The sequence below is a fragment of the Modestobacter lapidis genome, assembly GCF_054780755.1.
Map to the genome: position 1 here is coordinate 226,947 of NZ_BAAGVS010000002.1, position 20,714 is coordinate 247,660.

The 20,714-nt window shown below is 74.6% G+C and carries 21 protein-coding genes; 14 read left to right on the forward strand and 7 right to left on the reverse strand.

All coding sequences use genetic code 11. The features are described from left to right. Positions 1-134: 134 nt before the first annotated feature. Positions 135-1,058, forward strand: coding sequence for a GGDEF domain-containing protein (locus ACYVG5_RS03720; protein ID WP_460682971.1), 924 nt, complete (start codon positions 135-137; stop codon positions 1,056-1,058). A gap of 28 nt (positions 1,059-1,086) precedes the next feature. Here the strand turns inward: ACYVG5_RS03720 and ACYVG5_RS03725 are convergent, their stop codons facing one another. Next, the gene (locus ACYVG5_RS03725; RefSeq protein WP_460682972.1) at positions 1,087-2,478 is read right to left on the reverse strand and encodes an MFS transporter; all 1,392 of its coding nucleotides are present in this window, start codon (positions 2,476-2,478) and stop codon (positions 1,087-1,089) included. 52 nt (positions 2,479-2,530) lie between these two features. On the opposite strand from ACYVG5_RS03725, the gene ACYVG5_RS03730 reads away from it, so the two are divergent. The 5 genes from ACYVG5_RS03730 to ACYVG5_RS03750 all read left to right on the forward strand — a co-directional run bounded on the left by ACYVG5_RS03730 (position 2,531) and on the right by ACYVG5_RS03750 (position 9,462). Then, entirely contained in the window at positions 2,531-3,859 is a 1,329-nt protein-coding gene (locus ACYVG5_RS03730) for an alpha-amylase family glycosyl hydrolase (RefSeq protein ID WP_222046708.1), read from the forward strand. 142 nt (positions 3,860-4,001) lie between these two features. Next, entirely contained in the window at positions 4,002-5,351 is a 1,350-nt protein-coding gene (locus ACYVG5_RS03735) for an MFS transporter (RefSeq protein WP_222046996.1), read from the forward strand. 150 nt (positions 5,352-5,501) lie between these two features. Then, entirely contained in the window at positions 5,502-7,502 is a 2,001-nt protein-coding gene (locus ACYVG5_RS03740; protein WP_222046710.1) for a primary-amine oxidase, read from the forward strand. Next, positions 7,499-9,025, forward strand: coding sequence for an APC family permease (locus tag ACYVG5_RS03745; protein WP_222046712.1), 1,527 nt, complete (start codon positions 7,499-7,501; stop codon positions 9,023-9,025). The genes ACYVG5_RS03740 and ACYVG5_RS03745 overlap by 4 nt, the downstream gene beginning before the upstream one ends. Before the next feature lie 20 nt (positions 9,026-9,045). Further along, on the forward strand, positions 9,046-9,462 hold the full coding sequence (locus ACYVG5_RS03750) for a hypothetical protein (RefSeq protein ID WP_460682973.1): 417 nt from the start codon (positions 9,046-9,048) through the stop codon (positions 9,460-9,462). A gap of 142 nt (positions 9,463-9,604) precedes the next feature. Here ACYVG5_RS03750 and ACYVG5_RS03755 read toward each other — a convergent pair whose 3' ends face one another. From ACYVG5_RS03755 to ACYVG5_RS03765, 3 genes are read right to left on the reverse strand one after another with little or no spacing between them, the layout of a single operon-like run. Then, positions 9,605-10,456 (reverse strand): 5-oxoprolinase subunit C family protein, encoded by an 852-nt coding sequence (locus ACYVG5_RS03755; RefSeq protein ID WP_460682974.1) that lies wholly within the window; start codon positions 10,454-10,456, stop codon positions 9,605-9,607. Continuing rightward, complete coding sequence (locus tag ACYVG5_RS03760; protein ID WP_222046716.1) at positions 10,453-11,109, reverse strand: 5-oxoprolinase subunit B family protein; 657 nt, start codon at positions 11,107-11,109, stop codon at positions 10,453-10,455. Before ACYVG5_RS03760 ends, ACYVG5_RS03755 begins: the two co-directional genes overlap by 4 nt. Next, positions 11,109-11,861, reverse strand: a complete 753-nt coding sequence (locus ACYVG5_RS03765) for a LamB/YcsF family protein (protein WP_222046718.1) — start codon at positions 11,859-11,861, stop codon at positions 11,109-11,111. The genes ACYVG5_RS03760 and ACYVG5_RS03765 overlap by 1 nt, the downstream gene beginning before the upstream one ends. Positions 11,862-12,077: 216 nt before the next feature. On the opposite strand from ACYVG5_RS03765, the gene ACYVG5_RS03770 reads away from it, so the two are divergent. Next, positions 12,078-12,941, forward strand: coding sequence for a putative protein N(5)-glutamine methyltransferase (locus ACYVG5_RS03770; RefSeq protein ID WP_460682975.1), 864 nt, complete (start codon positions 12,078-12,080; stop codon positions 12,939-12,941). Then, on the forward strand, positions 12,938-13,219 hold the full coding sequence (locus tag ACYVG5_RS03775) for a DUF810 domain-containing protein (protein ID WP_222046722.1): 282 nt from the start codon (positions 12,938-12,940) through the stop codon (positions 13,217-13,219). The genes ACYVG5_RS03770 and ACYVG5_RS03775 overlap by 4 nt, the downstream gene beginning before the upstream one ends. Before the next feature lie 76 nt (positions 13,220-13,295). Here the strand turns inward: ACYVG5_RS03775 and ACYVG5_RS03780 are convergent, their stop codons facing one another. Then, a complete protein-coding gene (locus ACYVG5_RS03780; RefSeq protein ID WP_222046725.1) occupies positions 13,296-13,688 on the reverse strand; it encodes a cupin domain-containing protein in 393 nt (130 codons plus the stop codon). Positions 13,689-13,961: 273 nt separating this feature from the next. On the opposite strand from ACYVG5_RS03780, the gene ACYVG5_RS03785 reads away from it, so the two are divergent. The 5 genes from ACYVG5_RS03785 (at position 13,962) to mftD (ending at position 18,571) form a co-directional block, all read left to right on the forward strand. Further along, on the forward strand, positions 13,962-14,561 hold the full coding sequence (locus ACYVG5_RS03785; protein WP_460682976.1) for a universal stress protein: 600 nt from the start codon (positions 13,962-13,964) through the stop codon (positions 14,559-14,561). 78 nt (positions 14,562-14,639) lie between these two features. After that, a complete protein-coding gene (locus ACYVG5_RS03790) occupies positions 14,640-15,287 on the forward strand; it encodes a class I SAM-dependent methyltransferase (protein ID WP_222046726.1) in 648 nt (215 codons plus the stop codon). A gap of 417 nt (positions 15,288-15,704) precedes the next feature. Next, a complete protein-coding gene (locus tag ACYVG5_RS03795) occupies positions 15,705-16,568 on the forward strand; it encodes an aggregation-promoting factor C-terminal-like domain-containing protein (RefSeq protein ID WP_246629826.1) in 864 nt (287 codons plus the stop codon). Positions 16,569-16,662: 94 nt separating this feature from the next. Continuing rightward, on the forward strand, positions 16,663-17,262 hold the full coding sequence (locus ACYVG5_RS03800) for a YceI family protein (protein WP_222046728.1): 600 nt from the start codon (positions 16,663-16,665) through the stop codon (positions 17,260-17,262). Positions 17,263-17,341: 79 nt separating this feature from the next. Beyond that, on the forward strand, positions 17,342-18,571 hold the full coding sequence (mftD, locus tag ACYVG5_RS03805) for a pre-mycofactocin synthase MftD (protein ID WP_222046730.1): 1,230 nt from the start codon (positions 17,342-17,344) through the stop codon (positions 18,569-18,571). Between the two features lie 68 nt (positions 18,572-18,639). Here mftD and ACYVG5_RS03810 read toward each other — a convergent pair whose 3' ends face one another. Both ACYVG5_RS03810 and ACYVG5_RS03815 read right to left on the reverse strand, forming a co-directional pair. Next, positions 18,640-19,035, reverse strand: a complete 396-nt coding sequence (locus ACYVG5_RS03810) for a VOC family protein (RefSeq protein WP_222046732.1) — start codon at positions 19,033-19,035, stop codon at positions 18,640-18,642. Between the two features lie 68 nt (positions 19,036-19,103). Then, positions 19,104-20,201 carry an LLM class flavin-dependent oxidoreductase gene (locus ACYVG5_RS03815; protein WP_222046734.1) on the reverse strand — a complete coding sequence of 366 codons (1,098 nt, stop codon included), beginning with the start codon at positions 20,199-20,201 and terminating at the stop codon, positions 19,104-19,106. A gap of 145 nt (positions 20,202-20,346) precedes the next feature. On the opposite strand from ACYVG5_RS03815, the gene ACYVG5_RS03820 reads away from it, so the two are divergent. After that, complete coding sequence (locus ACYVG5_RS03820) at positions 20,347-20,703, forward strand: hypothetical protein (protein ID WP_222046736.1); 357 nt, start codon at positions 20,347-20,349, stop codon at positions 20,701-20,703. The last annotated feature ends 11 nt before the right edge of the window (positions 20,704-20,714 follow it).

Sequence of the window (20,714 nt, forward strand, 5' to 3'; positions counted from 1 at the left end):
GACCGTCCGGCGGAGGCGCCAGTGCATGCCCGGCGGGGCCGATGGCAACCAGGTCAGGGGAGTGCTGCCGGGGAGGTCCCGGTCGGCGTCCCGCCAGATCCGGCCGATCCGGCCGGTCCGTACGAGGAGGCGCGGTGACCGCACCGTCGCACGTTGCCGCCCGTCCCTCCGCTGCGGCGCTGGCACTCGCCCTCGTCGGCGCGACCGACTCGCTGATCTGCGTCGCCGACGGGGACGGCCGGATCCTGCTGGCCAACCCGGCCCTCGAGCGGTTCACCGGGCGGCCGGCCGCCGAGCTGCTGGACCGCCACCTGTGGGACGTGCTGGCCATCCCGGAGGAGAGGGGGCTGGCCCGGGTCGCGATCGCCGATGCGATGGCGGGCGGGAACCTGCTCCCACATGAGGTGGACTGGCTCGCCGCCGGCGGGGGCCGGCGGCGGGTGGCGCTGCACAACAGCGTGCTGGCCGACGCGACCGGCCGCCCGTTCGCCATGGCCTTCGTCGGCGCCGATGTCACCGAGCGCCGGGAGCGGGAGGCGCTGAGCCACCGGCGGGCCACCACCGACCCGTTGACCGGGGTGGGCAACCGGCGGGTGGTCTTCGCGGCGCTGCGGCAGCACCTGGACGCCGCGACCGGCGACGGGTGCGGCCTGCTGTTCTGCGACGTCGACCAGTTCAAGATCGTGAACGACCGGCACGGGCACGCCGCCGGCGACCAGTTGCTCGTCGAGCTCGCCGGGCGGCTCCAGCAACTGTCCGGACCGGATGACGTGGTGGCCCGGCTCGGGGGCGACGAGTTCGTGCTGCTGACCCCGGGCGCGGACCCGGCCGCGCTGCAGGCGCTGGCCCGCCGGGTGGGCCGTGGGCTGCGCCGGCCGGCGCAGACGCCGGCCGGTCCGCTGCCGATCGCGGTCAGCGTCGGCCGGGCGATCGGCCGCGCCGGCGACGACCCCGACGAGCTGGTGGCGCGGGCCGACCGGGACATGTACGGGGCGAAGACGCGGCGTCGGCGCACCCGCCCGCGCCCGCCGCAGCTGACCGTCCGCATCCCCGGCTGACAGCGCACCCGGTCGCGCAGCCGGCGGCTCAGGCCCGTTCCGGCTGCGCGGGCAGGGTGACCGCCAGCACCGCCATCGCCACGCACGCCGCGCAGCCGACGAGGGCGATCGCGGTGTAGCCGCCGCTGGCGGGGTACGCCGCGCCCTCGGGGGTGGCCGCCTCCAGCAGGGTGGCGCTGAGGGCACTGCCGACCGCGAAGCCGATGTAGCGCAGCACCTGGTTCAGGCTCATCGCGCTGCCGGTCTCCCGCACCGGGACGGCGTTCACGATCACCCCGGGCAGCGCGGCGAACATGCACCCGACGCCGAGGCCGGAGACCGCCGTCCCGACGAACAGCTGCCACAGCTCCTCGCGGACCAGCCCGAACATCAGCAGGCCGAGACCGAGCACGACCGCGCCCACCGGCAGCACCGCGCGGGGGCCGGCGCGCCGGTCCAGCGGCCGGGCCAGCCGGCTGGCCACCACGCTCCCGACCGAGAACGGCAGCAGCACCAACCCGGCGACGACGATCGAGGTCCCGAAGCCGTACCCCGTCGACTCCGGGGTCTGCGCCAACCGGGGCGCCGAGGCCAGCAGCAGGTAGTTGGCCAGCCCGGCGAGCAGCGCCGTTCCGTGCGCGGTGGCGGCGCTGCGGCCGCGGGCGAGCCGCAGGTCCACCAACGGCGCCGCCGCCCGCAGCTGCCAGGCGATCCACGCAGCCAGCGCGAGGACGGCGAGCACCGCCAGCCCGACCACCGCCGACGACGTCCACCCCCGGTCCTCGCCCTCGCCGAGGGCCAGCAGCCCGGCCGCCAGGCCCACGCCGAGCAGCAGCGCCCCGGCGGCGTCGAGCCGGCGCGGCGGAACCTGCTCCGAGGGCGGGTAGACCAGCGCCGCGGCGACCAGCGCGCCGGCGCTGGCGAGCGCGCCGAACCAGAAGGCGGCGTGCACGCCGCCGAGCTCGGCGATGAGCCCGGTGACCGGGTAGCCCAGGCCGACCCCGGCCGCGACGGTGACCGACAGGGCTGCCACCGTCGACCTCGAGCGCTCGCCGGACAGCACGGTGCGGGCGGTGGCGATGGTCAGCGGGGTCAGCCCCAGCCCCAGCCCCTGCAGCCCCCGCCCGGCGATCGTCCAGCCCAGACCGAAGGGCAGCGCGGCCAGCACGCTGCCCGCCAGCACGCCGGCGAGCACCACCAGCACGACGGCGCGCCGGCGGGGCCCGTCGCCCAGCCGGCCGATCACCGGGGTGGCCACGGCGCCGACGAGCAGCGTGATCGTCAGCGACCACTGGGCACTGGACACCGGGACGTCGTTGGCCTCGGCGATCGCCGGGATCAGCGGCGCCCCGAGGCTGCTGACGACGGCGACCAGCATGCCGAGGTACAGCAGCACCGGAACCAGCCCGCGATGGTTGGCCGGTGCACCGGACGTCGTCACGTGGTCGAACGGTAGCCGCCGGGCGGGGCGGGGCCCGACGTACGGTGACGCCATGCCGGACTGGGTGCAGGACGCGGTGTGGTGGCACGTCTACCCGCTGGGCTTCGTGGGCGCCGAACCGGCCGCGCCGGCCGACGCACCCGTCGTCCACCGGCTCGGGCACCTCACCGGCTGGCTGGACTACGCCGTCGAGCTCGGGGCCTCCGGGATCGCCCTCGGGCCGGTCTTCGCCGCCAGCACGCACGGCTACGACACCGTCGACCACCTCCGGATCGACCCGCGGCTGGGCGACGACGCGGACTTCGACGCGCTGGTCGCCGCGGCGCACGACCGCGGCCTGCGGGTGCTGCTGGACGGGGTGTTCAACCACGTCGGCCGGGAACACCCCGTCTTCCGCGCGGTCGTCGAGCAGGGACCGGGCGCGCCGACCGCCTCGTGGTTCCGGCTGCGCTGGCCGGCCGGCCGGCAGCCGGGCACCGTGCCCGAGTACGACACCTTCGAGGGCCACGGCCAGCTCGTCGCCCTCGACCACTCCTCGCCGGCGGTAGCCGACTGGGTCACCGACGTGATGACGCACTGGCTGGACCGCGGTGCCGACGGGTGGCGGCTGGATGCCGCGTACGCCGTCCCGGCGTCGTTCTGGGCCCGGGTGCTCCCGCGGGTGCGGGCCGCCCACCCCGACGCCTACGTGGTCGGTGAGGTCATCCACGGCGACTACGCGGCGGTGGTGCAGGAGTCGGGGATGGACGCGGTCACCCAGTACGAGCTGTGGAAGGCGATCTGGAGCGCGCTCAACGACGGCAACCTGCACGAGCTGGCCCACGCGCTGGGCCGGCACGACGACTTCCTGGACACGTTCGCGCCGCTCACGTTCCTCGGCAACCACGACGTCACCCGGATCGCCAGCCGGCTGACCGACGAGCGGCACGTCGCGCACGCCGTGGCGGTGCTGTTCACCGTCGGCGGCACCCCGGCCGTGTACGCCGGCGACGAGCAGGCCTTCCGCGGGATCAAGGAGGACCGGGCCGGTGGGGACGACGCCGTCCGCCCGCCGTTCCCGGCCACCCCCGCGGAGCTGCTGCCCTTCGGGGCGGCCACCCACCGGCTGCACCAGGAGCTGATCGGCGTGCGCCGCCGGCACCGCTGGCTGCACCGGGCCCGCACCACCCCGCTGCACCTGGCCAACCGGCAGCTCACCTACGCCAGCACCGCGGGGGACGACCGGCTGCTGGTCGCGCTGAACCTCTCCGATGACGCGGTCCAGCAGCCCGCCCCGGCGGCCCGCGAACTGCTGGCCGGTGACGGCACCCTGCAGCGGGCAGGCACCGCGCAGGCCACCGTGCAGCTGGCCCCGCACGGCTGGGCGGTGCTGGGGGTCTGAGTCGGAGCCGGCGGCGCCGGGCCCAGTGGCGCCGACGGGCCGGGGGCGCTACCCGGGGTAGGCGGCGCAGCGCGCCTCGGTGAGGGATCTCACCGTGCCCGCGGGAAGCTGTGGCCCGGCTGTGGTGTCGTCTGTAGACGTGATGACCGCGAGTGCGCCCGCCACCCGGACCCCCCGGCGTGCCTGCGTCGTGTGGGCGGTCGGGCTGCTGGCGTACGCGGTCGCGATCTTCCACCGCGGGTCGCTCGGGGTGGCCGGCGTGCAGGCGCAGGAGCGGTTCGACGCCGGCGCCTCGGCCATCTCGTTGTTCCTCGTGCTGCAGCTGGCGGTCTACGCCGCGATGCAGGTGCCGGTCGGGATCGCCCTGGACCGGTTCGGTTCCCGGCGGCTGATCGTCGCCGGGGCGCTCACCATGGCCGCCGGGCAGCTGGTCCTCGCCCTGGCCGGCGACGTGCCGACCGCCGTCGCGGCGCGCGTGCTGGTCGGCGCCGGGGATGCCATGACGTTCATCAGCGTGCTGCGGGTGGTGCAGGTCTGGTTCACCGGCCGCACCGTCCCGATCGTCACCCAGCTCACCGGGATCCTCGGCCAGATCGGGTCGGTCGTCGCGGCGTACCCGCTGGTCACGCTGCTGCGGGACACCTCCTGGTCGGCGACCTTCAGCGGCGCCGCCGCGGTGGGCGTGCTGGTCGCCGTGCTGGTGCTGGTGGCCCTGCAGGACACCCCGGACGGCACACCGCCGGCCGCACCGGCCGGGATGGCCCAGGTGCGGGCGAACCTGGCCGCCACCTGGCGGGAATCCGGCACCCAGCTCGGCCTCTACAGCCACCTGGTCACCCAGTTCTCCGGCACGGTCTTCGCCCTGCTGTGGGGCTATCCGTTCCTCACCCTCGGCCAGGGGCTGAGCCCGGCCACGGCGGCCACGCTGCTGACCCTGCTGGTGGTCATGGGGATGGGCTTCGGCCCGCTGCTGGGCCGGCTGGTCGGACGCTGGCCGCTGCGGCGGTCCAACCTGGTCTTCGGCATCACCGTGGCCACCGTCGTCACCTGGACCGTCGTCCTGCTGTGGCCGGGCACCGCGCCGCTGTGGCTGCTCGTGGTGCTGGTCCTGGTGCTGGGCACCAACGGGCCGGGCTCGATGATCGGCTTCGACTACGCCCGGACGGAGAACCCGGTCGAGCGGGCCGGCAGCGCCAGCGGCGTGGTCAACGTCGGCGGCTTCGTCGCCTCGCTGTGCACGGTGCTCGCCATCGGCGCGGTGCTGGACGCGATGACCCCGGGTGCGTCCACCGCCTACGACCTCGATGCGTTCCGCGCCGCGTTCGCCGTGCAGTACGTGTTCTGGGCGATCGGCGTGGTCGGCGTGGTGCGGCACCGGCGCCACGTGCGGGCCCGGATGGCCCGGGACGGGATCGTCCTGGTGCCGCTGCGGGTGGCGATGGGCGCCCGGCTGCGTGGCGGGTCGGCCTACCTGCCGCCCATCGAGCGCTGATCTTCGGCGTCGTCCCGGGCGCCGGGTTTTCCCGCGCATGCACGGTGACGCAGATCACGTCAAGGCCTTGGCGTCCCCTCGGGTGCCCGATACGGTCCGCGACGGGCGGGTCCACCGCCCGTCCGAGTCGGCTCCCCGAGGAGACCCACCGTGGCAATCCAGTTCCCCGATGTCCGTACGACGACGAACGCGGCCCCCCTCGAGCCGCTCAGCGCAACGGAGATCAGCCGGGCCTCGGCCATCCTGCGGGAGCAGCGGGACCTCGGTTCCCGGGTCCGTTTCGTCTCGATCACCCTGCGGGAACCGCCGAAGCAGGAGGTCCTCGACTCCCAGCGCGGCGAGGACGCACCGCTGGAGCGAGCTGCCTTCGTGGTCCTGTACGACCGTGGCGCTCAGCAGACGATCGAGACGGTCGTGTCGCTGTCCTCCGGCGTCGTCACCGCGTGGCGGGTCGTCGAGGGCGTCCAGCCCGGCGTGATGCTCGAGGAGTTCTTCGCCACCGAGGAGATCACCCGGGCCGATCCCCGCTGGCAGGAAGCCATGCGCAAGCGCGGGGTCACCGACTTCTCCCTGGCGATGATCGACCCCTGGGCCGCCGGGTACGACCTGGAGGACCCCCTCGGCCGCCGGCTGATCCGGCCGCTGACCTTCGTCCGGTCCCGGGAGGACGACAACGGCTACGCCCGCCCGGTCGAGGGACTCATCGTCCTGGTCGACCTGGACCTCATGGAGGTCATCGACGTCCGCGACCACGGGGTGGTGCCACTGCCGGAGAAGGCGGGCAACTACATGCCCGAGCTGATGTTCGACGACGACAACCGCCCGGCCCACACCCACGTCCGGGATGACCTCCGCCCGATCGAGATCACCCAGCCGGAGGGCCCCAGCTTCACCGTCGACGGGCATGCGGTGAGCTGGCAGAAGTGGCGGCTGCAGGTCGGGTACACCCCGCGCGAGGGGCTCGTCCTGCACCAGGTCGGCTACGAGGACCGGGGCCGGCTCCGCCCGGTCGTCTACCGGGCGTCGCTGTCGGAGATGTACATCCCCTACGCCGACCCGGCCCCCACCCACCGGATCAAGAACGTGTTCGACGAGGGGGAGTACGGCGTCGGCCTGCTGCTCAACCCGCTGCAGCTGGGCTGCGACTGCCTGGGCGAGATCCACTACTTCGACGCCGTGGCCAACGACCAGGACGGCCAGCCGGTCACCATCCCCAACGCCATCTGCATGCACGAGGAGGACTTCGGGGTCGGCTGGAAGCACACCGACTTCCGCACCGAGAAGATGGAGGTCCGCCGCTCCCGCCGGTTGGTGATCTCCTGCTTCGCCACCGTCGGCAACTACGAGTACGGCTTCTTCTGGTACCTCTACACCGACGGCACCATCCAGTTCGAGGTCAAGCTCACCGGCGTCATCTCCACAGGGGCGGTCGCCCCCGGCGAGCAGCCGCGCTTCGGCAACCTCGTGGCCCCCGGCCTGTACGGCCCGCACCACCAGCACTTCTTCAACGTGCGGATGGACATGCAGGTCGATGGCGAGGGCAACTCGGTCTACGAGGTCGACTCGGTGCCGCTGCCCCCGGGCGAGGACAACCCGTACGGGAACGCCTGGGTGACGAAGAAGACCCTGCTGGCCCGGGAGAGCGAGGCCCAGCGGCTGATCGACCCGTTCGCCGCGCGGACCTGGCAGATCGTCAACCCCTCGTCGGTGAACGAGCTCGGCCAGCCGGTCGGCTACAAGCTGATGCCCGGGGACAACGTGCTGCCGCTGCAGCAGGAGGGCTCGCAGGCCTACGACCGGGCGCAGTTCGCCTACAAGCACCTGTGGGTCACCCGGAACACCCAGGGCGAGCTCTTCGCCGCCGGCGACTACCCCAACCAGAGCCGATCGCCCGGCGGCCTGCCCGAGTTCGTCAAGGCCGACCGGTCGCTGGAGGACGCCGACGTCGTCGTCTGGTACTCCTTCGGGGCGCACCACATCGTCCGCCCCGAGGACTGGCCGGTCATGCCGGTGAGCACCATCGGCTTCCACCTCAAGCCGGTGGGCTTCTTCGACGGCAACCCGGCGCTGGACATGCCGCGGTCCACGCCGGCCTGCCATGCCGGTGGCGCGACCGTCGGCTCGGCCGCCCCCGCGCAGGCATCCGAGTGACCCGCGCCGCGGAGGGCGGCTCCGACGTCCGCTCCGACCAGGGGCTCGCCCACGAGTCGATGAGCCAGGTCGAGGTGCTGTCCCAGTCGGTGGCCGGCATCGCGCCCACCGCCGTCATGGCCACCGGGCCGGCGCTGATCGTGCTGTACGCGGGAACCGGAGCCTGGATCTCCTACCTCGCCGCGATGATCATCGTGGTCCTGATCGGGTTGTGCGTCGCCCAGTTCGCCCGCCGGTTCGCCTCGTCCGGGTCGCTCTACAGCTACGTCGCCCGGGGGCTGGGGCCGGGTGGGGCGTTCGCGGCGGGCTGGGGCCTGGTCATCGGCTACACCTGCATCGCGATGGTCGGCATCGCGGGCACCGGCCTCTACCTCGGCAACTTCCTGGAGACGATCGGGCTGCCGGGGACCTCCACGACCGCGATCGTGGCGATTTCCGCCGTCACCGCGGTCGCCGCCGGGGCCTTCGCGATGAACGGGATCAAGATCTCCACCCGGCTCGGCCTGGTGCTGGAGGTCGTCTCGGTGGCCGCCGTGCTGCTGGTCCTGGTCATCGTGGTGGCCCGCAACGGGCTCGCCCTCGACACCTCCCAGTTCACCCTGGAGGGCGTCACCTTCGACGGGGTCACCTTCGGCATCGTGCTGGCCGTGCTCGGCTTCGTGGGCTTCGAGAGCGCGGCGTCGCTGGGCGCCGAGGCACGCAACCCGCACCGGACCATCCCGCGTGCGGTCCTGGGCAGCGCCGTGCTGGTCGGGCTGCTCTACATCTTCGCCTCCTACTCCTCGGTGCTCGGCTTCGGCGGCACGGAGGGGCTGGCGACCAGCTCCGCCCCGATCAGCGACCTGGCCGAGGACAACAGCCTGGGCAGTGTCACCTGGCTGATCGACCTCGGCGTCACGGCGTCGTTCTTCGCCGTCATCATCGCCAGCATCAACGCCGCGGCGCGGGTGCTGTACACGATGGGCGAGGAGGGGGTGCTGCCTTCGGCGCTGGGCCGGGCCCACGCGCAGCACAGGACGCCGCACGTGGCGATCTGGCTGATCGCACCGGTCGTCGCTGTCGTCCCGATCGTGATGGTGGCTTCCGGGACGACGCTGCTGGGCGTGTACGCCTACACCGGCACGATCGGCACCTTCGGCTACATGCTGGCCTACGTCCTGATGGCGCTCTCGCTGCCGGTGTTCCTGAGGCGGCGCAGCGAGCTGCGGGCAGCGTCGGTGGTCCTGGCCGTCGTGGTGGTGCTCGCCCTGCTCTACGTCTTCTACAAGAACGTCATCCCGGTGCCCGACTCGCCGTACGACCTGCTGCCGTGGATCTTCCTGGGGGCGCTGGTGCTGGGACTGGTCTGGTTCCTCGCCGTCCGGGTCCGGACCCCCGGGGTGGCCGCGGAGGTCGGGTCGATCGAGGAGGAGCCGGTGGCGCCGAATGCGCTGGACCACGACGGCCACGGCGCCCTTCCCGAGGAGCCCGCCGTGGCCCGCGACCGGTTGCCCGAGTCAGGTCCGCCGGTCGGCCAGGCGTGAAGGCCGACGGGGACGGCGCAGTGGCGGCCCTGGGAAGGGCGGCCGCCGCGACCGGCGTCCTGTGCATCGCGGCGCACGTGGCCACGGCCGCGGCGGGCGGCGGCCACGGCGGCCCGGTGGGCACGGCCCTGTTCCTCGCCATGGCGGTGGCGTGCCTGCCCTGCGTCCGCGCGCTGTGGCGGCACCCGACAGCCGGCGTGTGGCGGTTCACCGGGCTGATGTACGGCGGCATGCTGCTCGTGCACCTGCTGCTGATCACCGCCGCGCAGGGGTCCGCCCACGCGGGGCACCTGGCCGGCGGCCCGACCTGGACCGAGCTGGGCGTGTGGGGCGGCCTGCTGCTGGCCGGCGTGGAGGTCGTCCTCGCCGGGACGGTGCTTGCGAGCGGACGTGTCCGGGAGCAGCAGCTCGTCGGGCTCGGCGCGGGGTCGGGGTGAGGCCGGGCTGAGCCCGGCGGGTCAGTCCGGCGGGTCAGCCCGGGCCGCCGGCGGAGATCCGGTCCAGGCCGGGTCACCCAGCCGGTGGTCCGCGGCCACGGGAACGTCGGTCCGCGCACGCTGCTCGCGTCGGGGACGGCGCTCAGCCCGGCGCGGCCCGGAACTGCAGTAGCTGCCCCGGCCGCAGCTGCGCGCAGCGGTCCACCGCGTCGTCGACGACGTACCCGACCACCGGGTAGCCGCCGGTCACCGGGTGGTCGGCCAGGAAGAGCACCGGCGTCCCCGCGGGCGGCACCTGCAGCGCCCCGCGCACCATCCCCTCGCTGGGCAGCTCCCCGGGAACGGTGCGCTGCAGGGCCGGGCCGTCCAGCCGCAGGCCGACCCGGTTGCTGTCGCTGGTGACCGTGTACGCCGCGCCGGTCAGCGTCGCCCAGGCCGACGGGCCGAACCAGTCGGCGCGGGGGCCGGGGAGCACCGGGAGGGTCACCTCGCCGCCGGGCGGGTCGGCCACCGGGGCCAGGTCCACGCCCGGCAGCGGCAGCGGGCTCGTCCCGACCGGGAGGACGTCGCCGACCGCGACCACCGGCGGGCCCAGCCCGGCGAGCACGTCGGTCGACCGCGAGCCCAGCACCGGTGGGACGTCGATCCCCCCGCGCACGCCGACGTAGGTGCGCAGCCCGGAGGTGGGCACCCCCAGCCGCAGCTCCTCGCCGGCCCGCAACGGAGCGGGGGCGTCGTGCGCGACCGCCCCGGCGCAGCGGGCCCCGGTGGTGACCACGAGCAGGTCGGCCGCGGCCCGGACGGCCAGGCCGCCGAGGGTGACCTCCAGCACGGCGGCGTCCGGCGGGTTGCCCAGCAGCCGGTTGGCCAGCGCCGCCGACGCCCGGTCGCAGGCCCCCGACCGACCGATGCCGAGCGCCGCCTGCCCGGGCCGGCCGGTGTCCTGCACGGTGGTGAGCGGGCCGGTGGCCAGCACCGTGAGCGCCCGGGTCACGGTGCCGCCACCACGCCCCCTGAGGGGCCACAGTCGCGACTTTGGCCCCTCGGGACGAACCGGACCCGGACACCGGGGCGCAGCAGCGCGGCCGGGTCGCGGGCCAGGTCGAAGACGGCGACGTCGGTGCGCCCGATCAGCTGCCAGCCGCCGGGTGACGCGCGCGGGTAGACGCCGCTGAACCCCCCGGCCAGCGCGACCGACCCCGGCGGCACCCGGGTGCGCGGTGTCGGCCGGCGCGGCACGTCCCAGCCGCCGCCGTCCTGGGTGAGGTAGCCGAAGCCGGGGGCGAAGCCGCAGAACGCCACCGTCCACTCCGCCCCGGTGTGCCGGTGCACCAGCTCGGCCGGGTCGGTGCCGAGCAGCCCGGCGAGCTCGGCGAGGTCGGCCCCGTCGTAGTGCACGGGCAGCTCCACGACGTCGCCACCGGCCCGGGCGTCGGGCCGGGGCGCCGTCGTCCGGACCGCCGCCGCGACCGCCGCGAGCGTGGTCCGCGCCGGGTCGGTCACGAGGAGGACCGTCCGCGCGGCCGGGACGACGTCGACCACGCCCACCGGCGGGCGGCCGGCCAGGGCGGCGTAGAGCGCCAGCACGTCGTCGAGGTCGTCGAGCTCGACGAGCAGCGCGGTGCTGCCGCTGGGGAGGAGCCGCATCAGCGCGCGAACGGGGCGAGGCCGGTGCCGGCGGCGGTGAGCGCGGCACGGACCTGCCGGGCGATCCCGACCGCACCGCGGGTGTCGCCGTGCACGCAGATCGAGTCGGGGGTGAGCACCAGCGGGCGGCCGGCCACGTCGGCGATGGGCTCGCCGGCGGCCATCGCCACGCACCGCCGGGCGATCTCTTCCGGGTCGTGCAGCACGGCGCCGTCCAGCCGCCGGGACACCAGCGTGCCCTCGGGTGTGTACGCACGGTCGGCGAATGCCTCGGCCACGGTGGTCAGGCCGGCCTCGGCGGCCAGCCGCAGGAAGACCGAACCGGGCAGGCCGAGCACCGGCAGGGTCGGGTCGAGGTCGACCACGGCGCGGACGACGGCGGCGGCCTGCTCCTCGTGGTGCACGATCGCGTTGTAGAGCGCCCCGTGCGGCTTCACGTAGCGCACCCGGGAGCCGGCCACCCGGGCGAAGGCGTCCAGTGCCCCGACCTGGTAGATGACGTCCTGGGTGAGCGCGGCCGGCTCGACGTCGATGAACCGCCGGCCGAACCCCGGCAGGTCGCGGTAGCCCACCTGCGCGCCGATCGCCACGCCGCAGGCCACGGCCTGCTCGCACACGCGCCGCATGATCGAGGCATCACCGGCGTGGTAGCCGCAGGCGACGTTCGCGCTGGTCACCACGTCCAGCAGGGCCTCGTCGTCGCCGAGGGCCCACTGCCCGAATCCTTCGCCGAGGTCGGAGTTGAGGTCCATGGGCGGCATCCTCCTCGGGAAAACCGGTCGATGACCGGGCGGATCGGGGTGACCGCCAGGCACCGCGTCACCAGCCACGCCGGCCGGCAGGTCGCGACCAGCCTGCCGGGTGCGCGCCGACCGTAGGGTCGGCGGGGACCGCCCGGCAATCCGAGGAGCCCCGCGATGACGGCTCCGGAACGCCCCGCCCGGCCATCGGGCGCCTACCGTGCTGGCGTGCCGGACCCCGGGACCGCCGACCGCCCGGGCCCGCCCGCCGAGGTCGTCTCCCGGCTGCGGGCGGCCGGCTGCGTGTTCGCCGAGGAGGAGGCGGAGCTCCTGGCGGCTGCCGCGGCCGGCCCGGCCGAGCTCGACGACCTGGTTGCCCAGCGGGTCGGCGGCCTGCCGCTGGAGCACCTGCTGGGCTGGGCGGAGTTCTGCGGGTTGCGGGTCGTCGTGGGACCGGGTGTCTTCGTGCCGCGGCGGCGCACCGGATTCCTGGTGCGGCAGGCCGCGGCGCTCGCACCGGGCCCCGCGGTGATCGTCGACCTGTGCTGCGGTTCCGGGGCGGTGGGCGCCGCGCTGCTCGACGTCCTGGGGCCGGCGGAACTGGTCGCCGCCGACATCGATCCGGTCGCCGTCGGGTACGCCCGCCGCAACGTCGAGCCGCGCGGTGGGCAGGTGGTGGAGGGCGACCTCGACGCGCCGCTGCCCGCCGGCCTGCGCGGTCGGGTCGACGTCCTGGTCGCGAACGCGCCCTACGTGCCGACCGGCGCGATCGCGCTGATGCCCCCGGAGGCCCGCGACCACGAGGCGCGGGTCGCGCTCGACGGCGGGGACAGCGGGCTGGACGTGCAGCGGCGGGTGGCGGCCGCGGCGCCACGCTGGCTGGCCCCGGGCGGGCACCTGCTGATCGAGACCAGCGAGGCACAGGCGCGGTTGACGGCCGCGGCGGTGACCGCCGCCGGCCTGGTCGCGTGGGTGGTGCGCGACGAGGACCTGGACGCGACCGTGGTGATCGGCGCGGCCCCCACGGGCGTGGCGCCCGGTGGCCTGGGCCGGTCACGACCGGCGGATCGGCTGCCGATGGGGACGCCGTGACCCGACAGTTCGTCGCTGAGCACCCGGCGCGCAGCCCCCAGTGGTTCGACGCCGCCCACCAGGCCGACATCCGCGCGGCCTACGAACGCCTGCTCGACGGCGGCCTGACCGACCGCGGCGCCTTCGCGCCACGGCCCGAGCGGGTGCTGGAGCTCGGTCAGCTGGCCGCGGCCAGCGAGCTGCCGGCCCGGGCGGCGCTGCTCCGCTGGGGCGCGCTGCCCGCCGGTGTGCGTGCCGAGCTGCTGCACTCCTGGTACGGCGTCCGACTCGCCGCCTGACGCCGGCCGGGCCCCCAGCTCTCCCCGCAGCGGCGCTCGGGAGAGCTGGGGGCAAGGGCGGCCGGCTGTGCCGGGGTCACTGGGTCGGCGGCTCGTCCTTGCCCGACTCCTCGAGCTGGTCGGCGATCTCCTTGGTCTCGTGCACCGCCTTGTCGGCGTGCTCCGGCGGGCCGTAGACGGTGTAGAGCACCAGCGGGTTGGCGCCGGTGTTGAGGAAGTTGTGCTTCTTGCCGGCCGGGACGACGACCAGGTCGCCCTGCGCCACGTTCTTCTTCTGCCCGCCCACCACGGCCTGGCCGGTCCCGCTGACGAAGGTGAGGATCTGATCGGTGTCCTCGTGGGTCTCCTCGCCGATCTCACCGCCCGGCGGGATGGTCATGATCACCAGCTGGGTGTGCTCGCCGGTCCAGAGCACGCGGCGGAAGTCGGCGCTCTGCTCGGCCACGGTCGCGATCGTGAAGTGCTCCACGGATGTCCACCCTCTCGGTCTGTCCCTCGGCGCGCGGCGGGAGCCGGCGGCCCGGAGGGACGTCGTCGACGTTCAGTCCGCCCCCGCCTACCCGGGACGGGAGGTGATCAAGCACCGGGATGATCACCGAAGCGCTGTTCGTGCACACCGGCCTGCGGCACAGTGGTACCGGCGGCGCGACGCCGGGCGGTGCCGGTGCCCGGGCTGCCCTACCGTGCGGGGCAGTGCGTCGCGGCGCGTACGGCCGACGCGCCCAGGAGACGGGAGACGACGATGGGCGAGGGAACCGACCGGATGGGCGACGGGACGGGTGACGGGGCGGCAGGGGGCGCCGATCCGGCCGACCGGGCCGAGGTGGTCGCGGCGGAGCTGGGGCAGACCGCGCTGGACGAGGGCGTCGACGACGGTGACGTGCGCACGCACGTCACCGTCGACGGCGGGGTCGTCGTCGGCCACGACGGGTCCGAGTGTTCGCAGCAGGCGCTGGAGTGGGCCGCGGCCCTCGCCGAGCGGGCCTCCTGGCCGCTGCACGTCATCCGGTCCTGGCGGATGGTGACCGCGCCGCGACCGGCGACCTGGGAACCGGGCTACATCCCGCCGATGACCGACTACGAGCGGGCAGTGCTCAGCGACCTGCAGGCCGACGTGGTGGCGGCGCTGGGCGCCGGCCGCGCCGCCGCCGTGCACTGCCACGCGGTGCACACCGCCCCGGTCAAGGCGCTGATCGAGGCGGGCGCCGGGGCCGACCTGCTGGTCGTCGGGTCCCGCGGCCGGGGCGGCTTCCGCGGTCTGCTGCTCGGCGCGGTCAGCGACCAGATCGTCCACCACGCGCAGTGCCCGGTGACCGTCGTCCGGAGCCACCGCAAGGGCTGACCGGCGGGAGGTGCCGGCGGGAGGTGCCGGCGGGAGGTGCCGGCGGGAGGTGGTGGCGGGAGGTGGTGGACTGGGCCGGTGCCGACCCCGCCCGCCGTCCCGGCGCCCTTCATCAGGGCGCACACCCGCCTGGCCCGCCCCTCGGCCGTGCCCGAGGTGCAGGTGCACGCCGCCGACGACGTGGTCGCGCTGTGGGAGGCGATGGAGACCGATGGCGGCGGCGCCGGTGCGACGCTGCCGTTCTGGGCCGCGGCCTGGCCCGGGGGGCAGGCGCTGGCCCGGTACGTGCTCGACCACCCCGAGGTGGTGGCCGGGCGCCGGGTGCTGGACCTCGGCTCCGGCAGCGGCCTGGTCGCCGTCGCCGCGCTGCTCGCCGGTGCCACCGCGGCGGTGGCCAGCGACGTCGACCCGTACTCGCACGCGGCGATCCCGCTGAACGCGGAGGTCAACGGCGTGCGCGGGATCGAGGTGGTCGGCGACGTGCTCTCCGGCGGGCCGCCGGACGTGGACGTCATCCTGGCCGGGGACGTCTGCTACGACCGGGAGATGACCCAGCGGGTGCTGCCGTGGCTCTGGACGGCGTGGGTGGCCGGGCGCACCGTGCTGCTGGGTGACCCGGGGCGTCGCTACCTGCCCGGGGAGGGGCTGGTCGCCGTGGCGGAGTACGACGTCCCGGAGGTCGACGAGGACCAGGTCCGCCGGACGACGGTGTGGCGTCTCCCGTGACCCGCGGTGGCATCCGGCGGAATGTGGCGCACGACATTGTCACGGACAGGTAACGGCCTCTACGTTGGGGTGCAGTCCGGCCGGACGTCTCCTCCCCGACCGGGGAGCCCGCGCCGGGTGCCGCCGAGTCGCCGCACCAGCTGACCCGGTAGGTGGCTGTGGAAGAACGGAGAGCCGTCGCATGGCGCGCCTGCACCTCTGCACGACGCCCTGCAGTCCGCCGCGCTGCGGCAGATCCCGCGCCCTGGACACCTGACCCGGCCGTTCGTCCGGACCCCCGCGCGCCGCCCGGCGCGCGCGGCGCGGTGTCCGGCCGGATGCAGCCAGCCCGTCGTTCCCGTACGCCCCGCTGCACGCCCCGCTGCCTCCCCGGCGGCGCGCGGCCGGCGGCCAGCCCTCCCGGAGCTCACGCACCCCATGGACCACCGCACCTCCCTGCCCACCGCGCCCACGCAGATCCTCGAGCAGCAGTCGCCCGCCGCCGACGCCGCCACCCGCTCCCGGCGCCGCCGTCGTCCACCCACGGGCGTGCGCCGCCCCGTCGCCTTCCTCACCGCCGCGGCCGCCGGTGCCGTGGTCGTCGGTGTCGTGGTCGCCGGTGAGCCGGCGGCCTACGCCGAGGCGATCACCCAGCCCGCCAGCGTGGCGGAGCAGCTCGAACTGCAGGGCCAGTCGGCCAGCAGCATCGTCGACGCCGAGCTGCCCGACCGGCTCGGCGAGCTCGTCGCCACCCGCAGCCAGCGCGAGGCCGAGCGGACGGCGGCGGCGCAGGCCCAGGCCGCCGCCGACCAGGCCGCGATCGATGCCCGGCTCGCCGAGGAGGCCCGCCTGGCCGAGGAGGCGCGCAAGGCGGAGGAGGCCCGGGTCGCCGAGGAGGCGCGCAAGGCGGAGGCAGCCCGGCAGGCCGAGCAGGCCCGGCAGGCCGAGCAGGCCGCGGCCGCCGCCAGGTCGAGCTCGTCCCGGTCGTCGGGGTCGTCGGGGTCGTCGGCCTCCGGTTCCTTCCAGGACTACGCCCTGTCCAAGCTCGGCGGCGACGCCGGCCAGTTCAGCTGCCTGGAGAGCCTGTGGGGCAAGGAGAGCGGCTGGAACCCCACCGCGCAGAACCCGACCAGCACCGCCTACGGGATCCCGCAGTTCCTGAACTCGACCTGGGCCGGGACCGGCATCGCGAAGACCTCGGACGGCTACCGGCAGATCGACGCCGGTCTGATCTACATCGAGAACCGGTACGGCTCGCCGTGCGCCGCGTGGTCGCACTCGAAGGCCAACAACTGGTACTGACCGACCGCTGACGACGACGGTGGGAGGCCCTGCTGCCCCGGATCGGTCGGTCGGCCAGGATGGAACGCTGCACCCTCTCGAAGGAGCACCGACCGTGGGCAGACACCGCGCGCAGGAACCCGACGCCAGTGACTTCGACGCCGCGACCAGCGCGCTGGAGGACGTCACCGGCGACTACACCGTCGACGCCGCGCACACCCGGATCGGGATCCGCGCGCGGCACGCCATGGTCACCACCGTCCGCGGGGCGTTCACCTCGTTCGCCGGCTCGGCGCACCTGGACACCGGTGATCCCGGCGCCAGCTCGGTCACCCTGCGCATCGACGCGGCGAGCATCGACACGGGCAACGCCGACCGGGACGCGCACCTGCGCTCGGCGGACTTCCTGGACGTCGGCACCCACCCGGCCGTCACCTTCGCCTCCACCGGCGTCACGCAGCTCGACGCCGACGTCTACCGGGTGACCGGCGACCTGACCATCAAGGACGTTCCGCGCCCGGTGGCGGTCGACTTCACCCTCACCGGGTCGGCGCTCGATCCCTTCGGCAACCTGCGGGTCGGTTTCGAGGGCGCGCTCGTGCTGCGGCGCAGCGACTGGGAACTCACCTGGAACGCGGCGCTCGAGACCGGTGGCGTGCTGGTGAGCGACAAGATCCAGATCGAGTTCGACGTCTCGGTCATCAAGAACCCCTGAGCGCTCGCTGTGGCCCGGGCCACTGCCCGCAGGCTAGGGTGGCACTCAGTGCCACGGTGAGTCGACAAGGGAGTCCGGTATGGCGAACGCATGGTTCGAGTCGGTGGCCGAGGCCCAGCGGCGGGCGAAGCGACGGCTCCCCAAGGGGGTCTACGGGGCGCTGGTCGCCGGGTCGGAGCAGGGGCTGACCCTCGACGACAACACCATCGCGTTCGCCGAGCTCGGGTTCGCCCCGCACGTGGCCGGGTTGAGCAACGAACGCCGGCTCGCCACCACCGTCATGGGGCAGGACGTCTCGATGCCGGTGCTGATCAGCCCGACCGGCGTCCAGGCGGTGCATCCCGACGGTGAGGTGGCGGTCGCCCGCGCCGCCGCGGCCCGCGGTGTGGCGATGGGCCTGAGCTCGTTCGCCAGCAAGCCCGTCGAGGAGGTTGTCGCGGCCAACCCACAGACCTTCTTCCAGATGTACTGGGTGGGCGACCGCGACGCGATGACGGCCCGGATGGAGCGCGCCCGCCGGGCCGGCGCCGTCGGCATGATCGCCACGCTCGACTGGTCGTTCGCCTACGGCCGGGACTGGGGCAGCCCGTTCATCCCCGAGCGGATCAACTTCGAGGCGGCGCGCAGGTACGCGCCGCAGGTGCTGCTCAAGCCGCGCTGGCTGCTGGACTTCGCCCGGTCGGGCAGCGTCCCCGACCTCACGGTGCCCAACATGGTCGCCGACCCCGGTGACCCCGCGCCCACCTTCTTCGAGGCGTACGGCATGTGGAACCAGTCGCCGATGCCGTCGTGGGACGACGTCGCCTGGCTGCGCGAGCAGTGGGACGGGCACTTCATGCTCAAGGGCGTCATGCGGGTCGACGACGCCAAGCGCGCCGTGGACGTCGGCTGCACGGCGATCTCCGTCTCCAACCACGGCGGCAACAACCTGGACGGCACGCCGGCCAGCATCCGGGCGCTGCCGGCGGTCGCCGAGGCCGTGGGCGACCAGATCGAGGTGCTGCTCGACGGCGGCATCCGCCGCGGGAGCGACGTGGCCAAGGCTCTCGCGCTCGGCGCCAAGGCCGTGATGATCGGCCGCGCGTACCTGTGGGGTCTTGCCGCCAACGGCCAGGCCGGGGTGGAGAACGTGCTCGACCTGCTCCGGGACGGGCTCGGCTCGGCGCTGACCGGGCTGGGTCGCGACTCCGTCCAGGACCTCAGCGCCGACGACCTGGTGGTCCCGCAGTCCTTCGAGCGGCACCTGGGGGAGCCCGGCGAGGACGCACCGATCGTCCCGCGGTCCTCGGTGAACCGCGCCCGGCGCTGAGCCTGCTCAGCACCACCGACGAGGGGGCATCCGATGAGGGGGCAGGGCGAACGGCGGGCGCCCCCTCGTCAGGTCCCCGGCCGGCGCGGGTCGCGCCGCAGCGGGTGGTCGGCAGGCACCTCGACCAGCGCGATCTCGACGCCGTCCGGGTCGGTCACCCACGCCTCCACCAGGCCCCAGGGTTCCAGCCGCGGCTCGCGGAGGACCGGCACCCCGGCCGCGGCCAGCCGGTCGTGCTCGGCGGCGGCGTCCCGGACCTGCAGCCACAGCCGCATCCCGGCCGGCGGCCGCGCCGACCGGCCGGACACCTCCAGCAGGCCGCTGCCCAGGAAGAAGACCACGCCCGGGTGGTCGGGCGGCCCGAACTCCCGGTGCACGGCGAGACCGAGGACGTCGCGGTAGAAGGCCTGGCTGCGATCCCAGTCGGTGGGCCGGAGGAGGAGCCGGCTGCTCAGCACGTCCATCCCGGCATCCTCCCCGGTTCCCGCCCCGACGGGGGGATGGGGCCTGCCCTACCCGTCCAGCGCGGTCGTCATCGGACCGGCACCTCCGCCGCGGAGGCCTGGGCGGCGACCAGCGAGGCGTGCGTCGGGGCGTCCGGCACGTGCGCGGGCCGGCGGGCGGCGAACTCGCGGCGGAGCACCGGCACGACCTCCGAGCCGAGCAGGTCCAGCTGCTCCAGCACGGTCTTCAGCGGCAGGCCGGCGTGGTCGATGAGGAACAGCTGGCGCTGGTAGTCACCCACGTAGTCGCGGAAGCCCAGGGTGCGCTCGATGACCTGCTGGGGGCTGCCCACGGTGAGCGGGGTCTGGGTGGTGAACTCCTCCAGGGACGGCCCGTGCCCGTAGACGGGGGCGTTGTCGAAGTACGGCCGGAACTCCCGGATGGCGTCCTGGCTGTTCCGGCGCATGAACACCTGACCGCCGAGGCCGACGATCGCCTGGTCGGCGGCGCCGTGGCCGTGGTGCTCGTAGCGGGAGCGGTAGAACTCGACCATCCGCTGGGTGTGCTCGGCCGGCCAGAAGATGTGGTTGGAGAAGAAGCCGTCGCCGTAGTAGGCGGCCTGCTCGGCGATCTGCGGGCTGCGGATCGAGCCGTGCCACACGAACGGCGGGACGCCGTCCAGCGGGCGGGGGGTGGCGGTGAAGCCCTGCAGCGGGGTGCGGAACTTCCCCTCCCAGTTGACGACGTCCTCGCGCCACAGCCGCCGCAGCAGCGCGTAGTTCTCCACCGCCAGCGGGAGGCCGTCGCGGATGTCCTGGCCGAACCACGGGTAGACCGGGCCGGTGTTGCCGCGGCCCAGCATCAGGTCGACGCGGCCGTCGGCCAGGTGCTGCAGCATCGCGTAGTCCTCGGCGATCTTCACCGGGTCGTTGGTCGTGATCAGCGTGGTGGCCGTCGACAGCTGCAGCGTCGAGGTCTGCGCCGCGATGTACCCCAGGGTCGTGGTCGGCGAGGAGGAGAAGAACGGCGGGTTGTGGTGCTCGCCGAGGGCGAAGACGTCCAGCCCGACCTCCTCGGCCTTCCTTGCGATCGCCACGGCGGCCTTGATCCGCTCGGCCTCACTGGGCGTGCGGCCGGTGGTGGGGTCGGTCGTGAGGTCGCTGACGGTGAAGATCCCGAACTGCATCGCGCGCTCCAGGTGGTTGAGAGAGCAACTAACTGCTCGGTGGAACCCCAGTCACCCCGGCCGGCATTCCCGGCAGGGTCCTCGTGCTCTGCCCCTCGGGACCGGGCAGGCAGACCATGGGGTCACGTCTGCGAGAGGAGGCGTCATGACCGCTCCTGACACCCGGGGACCGTCGGACGGCCCGGTGCCCGGTTCCCCCGACCTCAACCCGTTCGCCACCGCCGAGAAGCTGATGGCCCAGTGGGAGGCCCGGCACGCCGTCGCCGCGGCCGGCCGGCGGGTCGTCGGGCCGGGCGTGCCGCAGTACCTGTCCCACGAGCGCTGCACCGAGGCCCGTTCGTCGACCGGCCCGCATGGCGATCGGGCGGCTCATCAGCGGGCGCAGCGGCAGCACCGGCCGGCACCGGACGTCCGGCCGCACTTCACCGACCTGTTCGCCTGGATGGTGCCGGTCCAGCACCACGACGACCCGCTGACCCGCCCGGACGGCCCCGGGCGCTGAACGCCGAGCGG

Coding starts and splice junctions, on each gene's coding strand:
- ACYVG5_RS03815 (WP_222046734.1), bottom strand. CDS start 20,201: ATGCAGTTCGGGATCTTCACCGTCAGCGACCTCACGACCGACCCCACC.
- ACYVG5_RS03820 (WP_222046736.1), top strand. CDS start 20,347: ATGACCGCTCCTGACACCCGGGGACCGTCGGACGGCCCGGTGCCCGGT.
- ACYVG5_RS03730 (WP_222046708.1), top strand. CDS start 2,531: ATGCCGGACTGGGTGCAGGACGCGGTGTGGTGGCACGTCTACCCGCTG.
- ACYVG5_RS03795 (WP_246629826.1), top strand. CDS start 15,705: ATGGACCACCGCACCTCCCTGCCCACCGCGCCCACGCAGATCCTCGAG.
- ACYVG5_RS03765 (WP_222046718.1), bottom strand. CDS start 11,861: ATGGACCTCAACTCCGACCTCGGCGAAGGATTCGGGCAGTGGGCCCTC.
- ACYVG5_RS03785 (WP_460682976.1), top strand. CDS start 13,962: ATGGGCGAGGGAACCGACCGGATGGGCGACGGGACGGGTGACGGGGCG.
- ACYVG5_RS03760 (WP_222046716.1), bottom strand. CDS start 11,109: ATGCGGCTCCTCCCCAGCGGCAGCACCGCGCTGCTCGTCGAGCTCGAC.
- ACYVG5_RS03810 (WP_222046732.1), bottom strand. CDS start 19,035: ATGGACGTGCTGAGCAGCCGGCTCCTCCTCCGGCCCACCGACTGGGAT.
- mftD (WP_222046730.1), top strand. CDS start 17,342: ATGGCGAACGCATGGTTCGAGTCGGTGGCCGAGGCCCAGCGGCGGGCG.
- ACYVG5_RS03735 (WP_222046996.1), top strand. CDS start 4,002: ATGACCGCGAGTGCGCCCGCCACCCGGACCCCCCGGCGTGCCTGCGTC.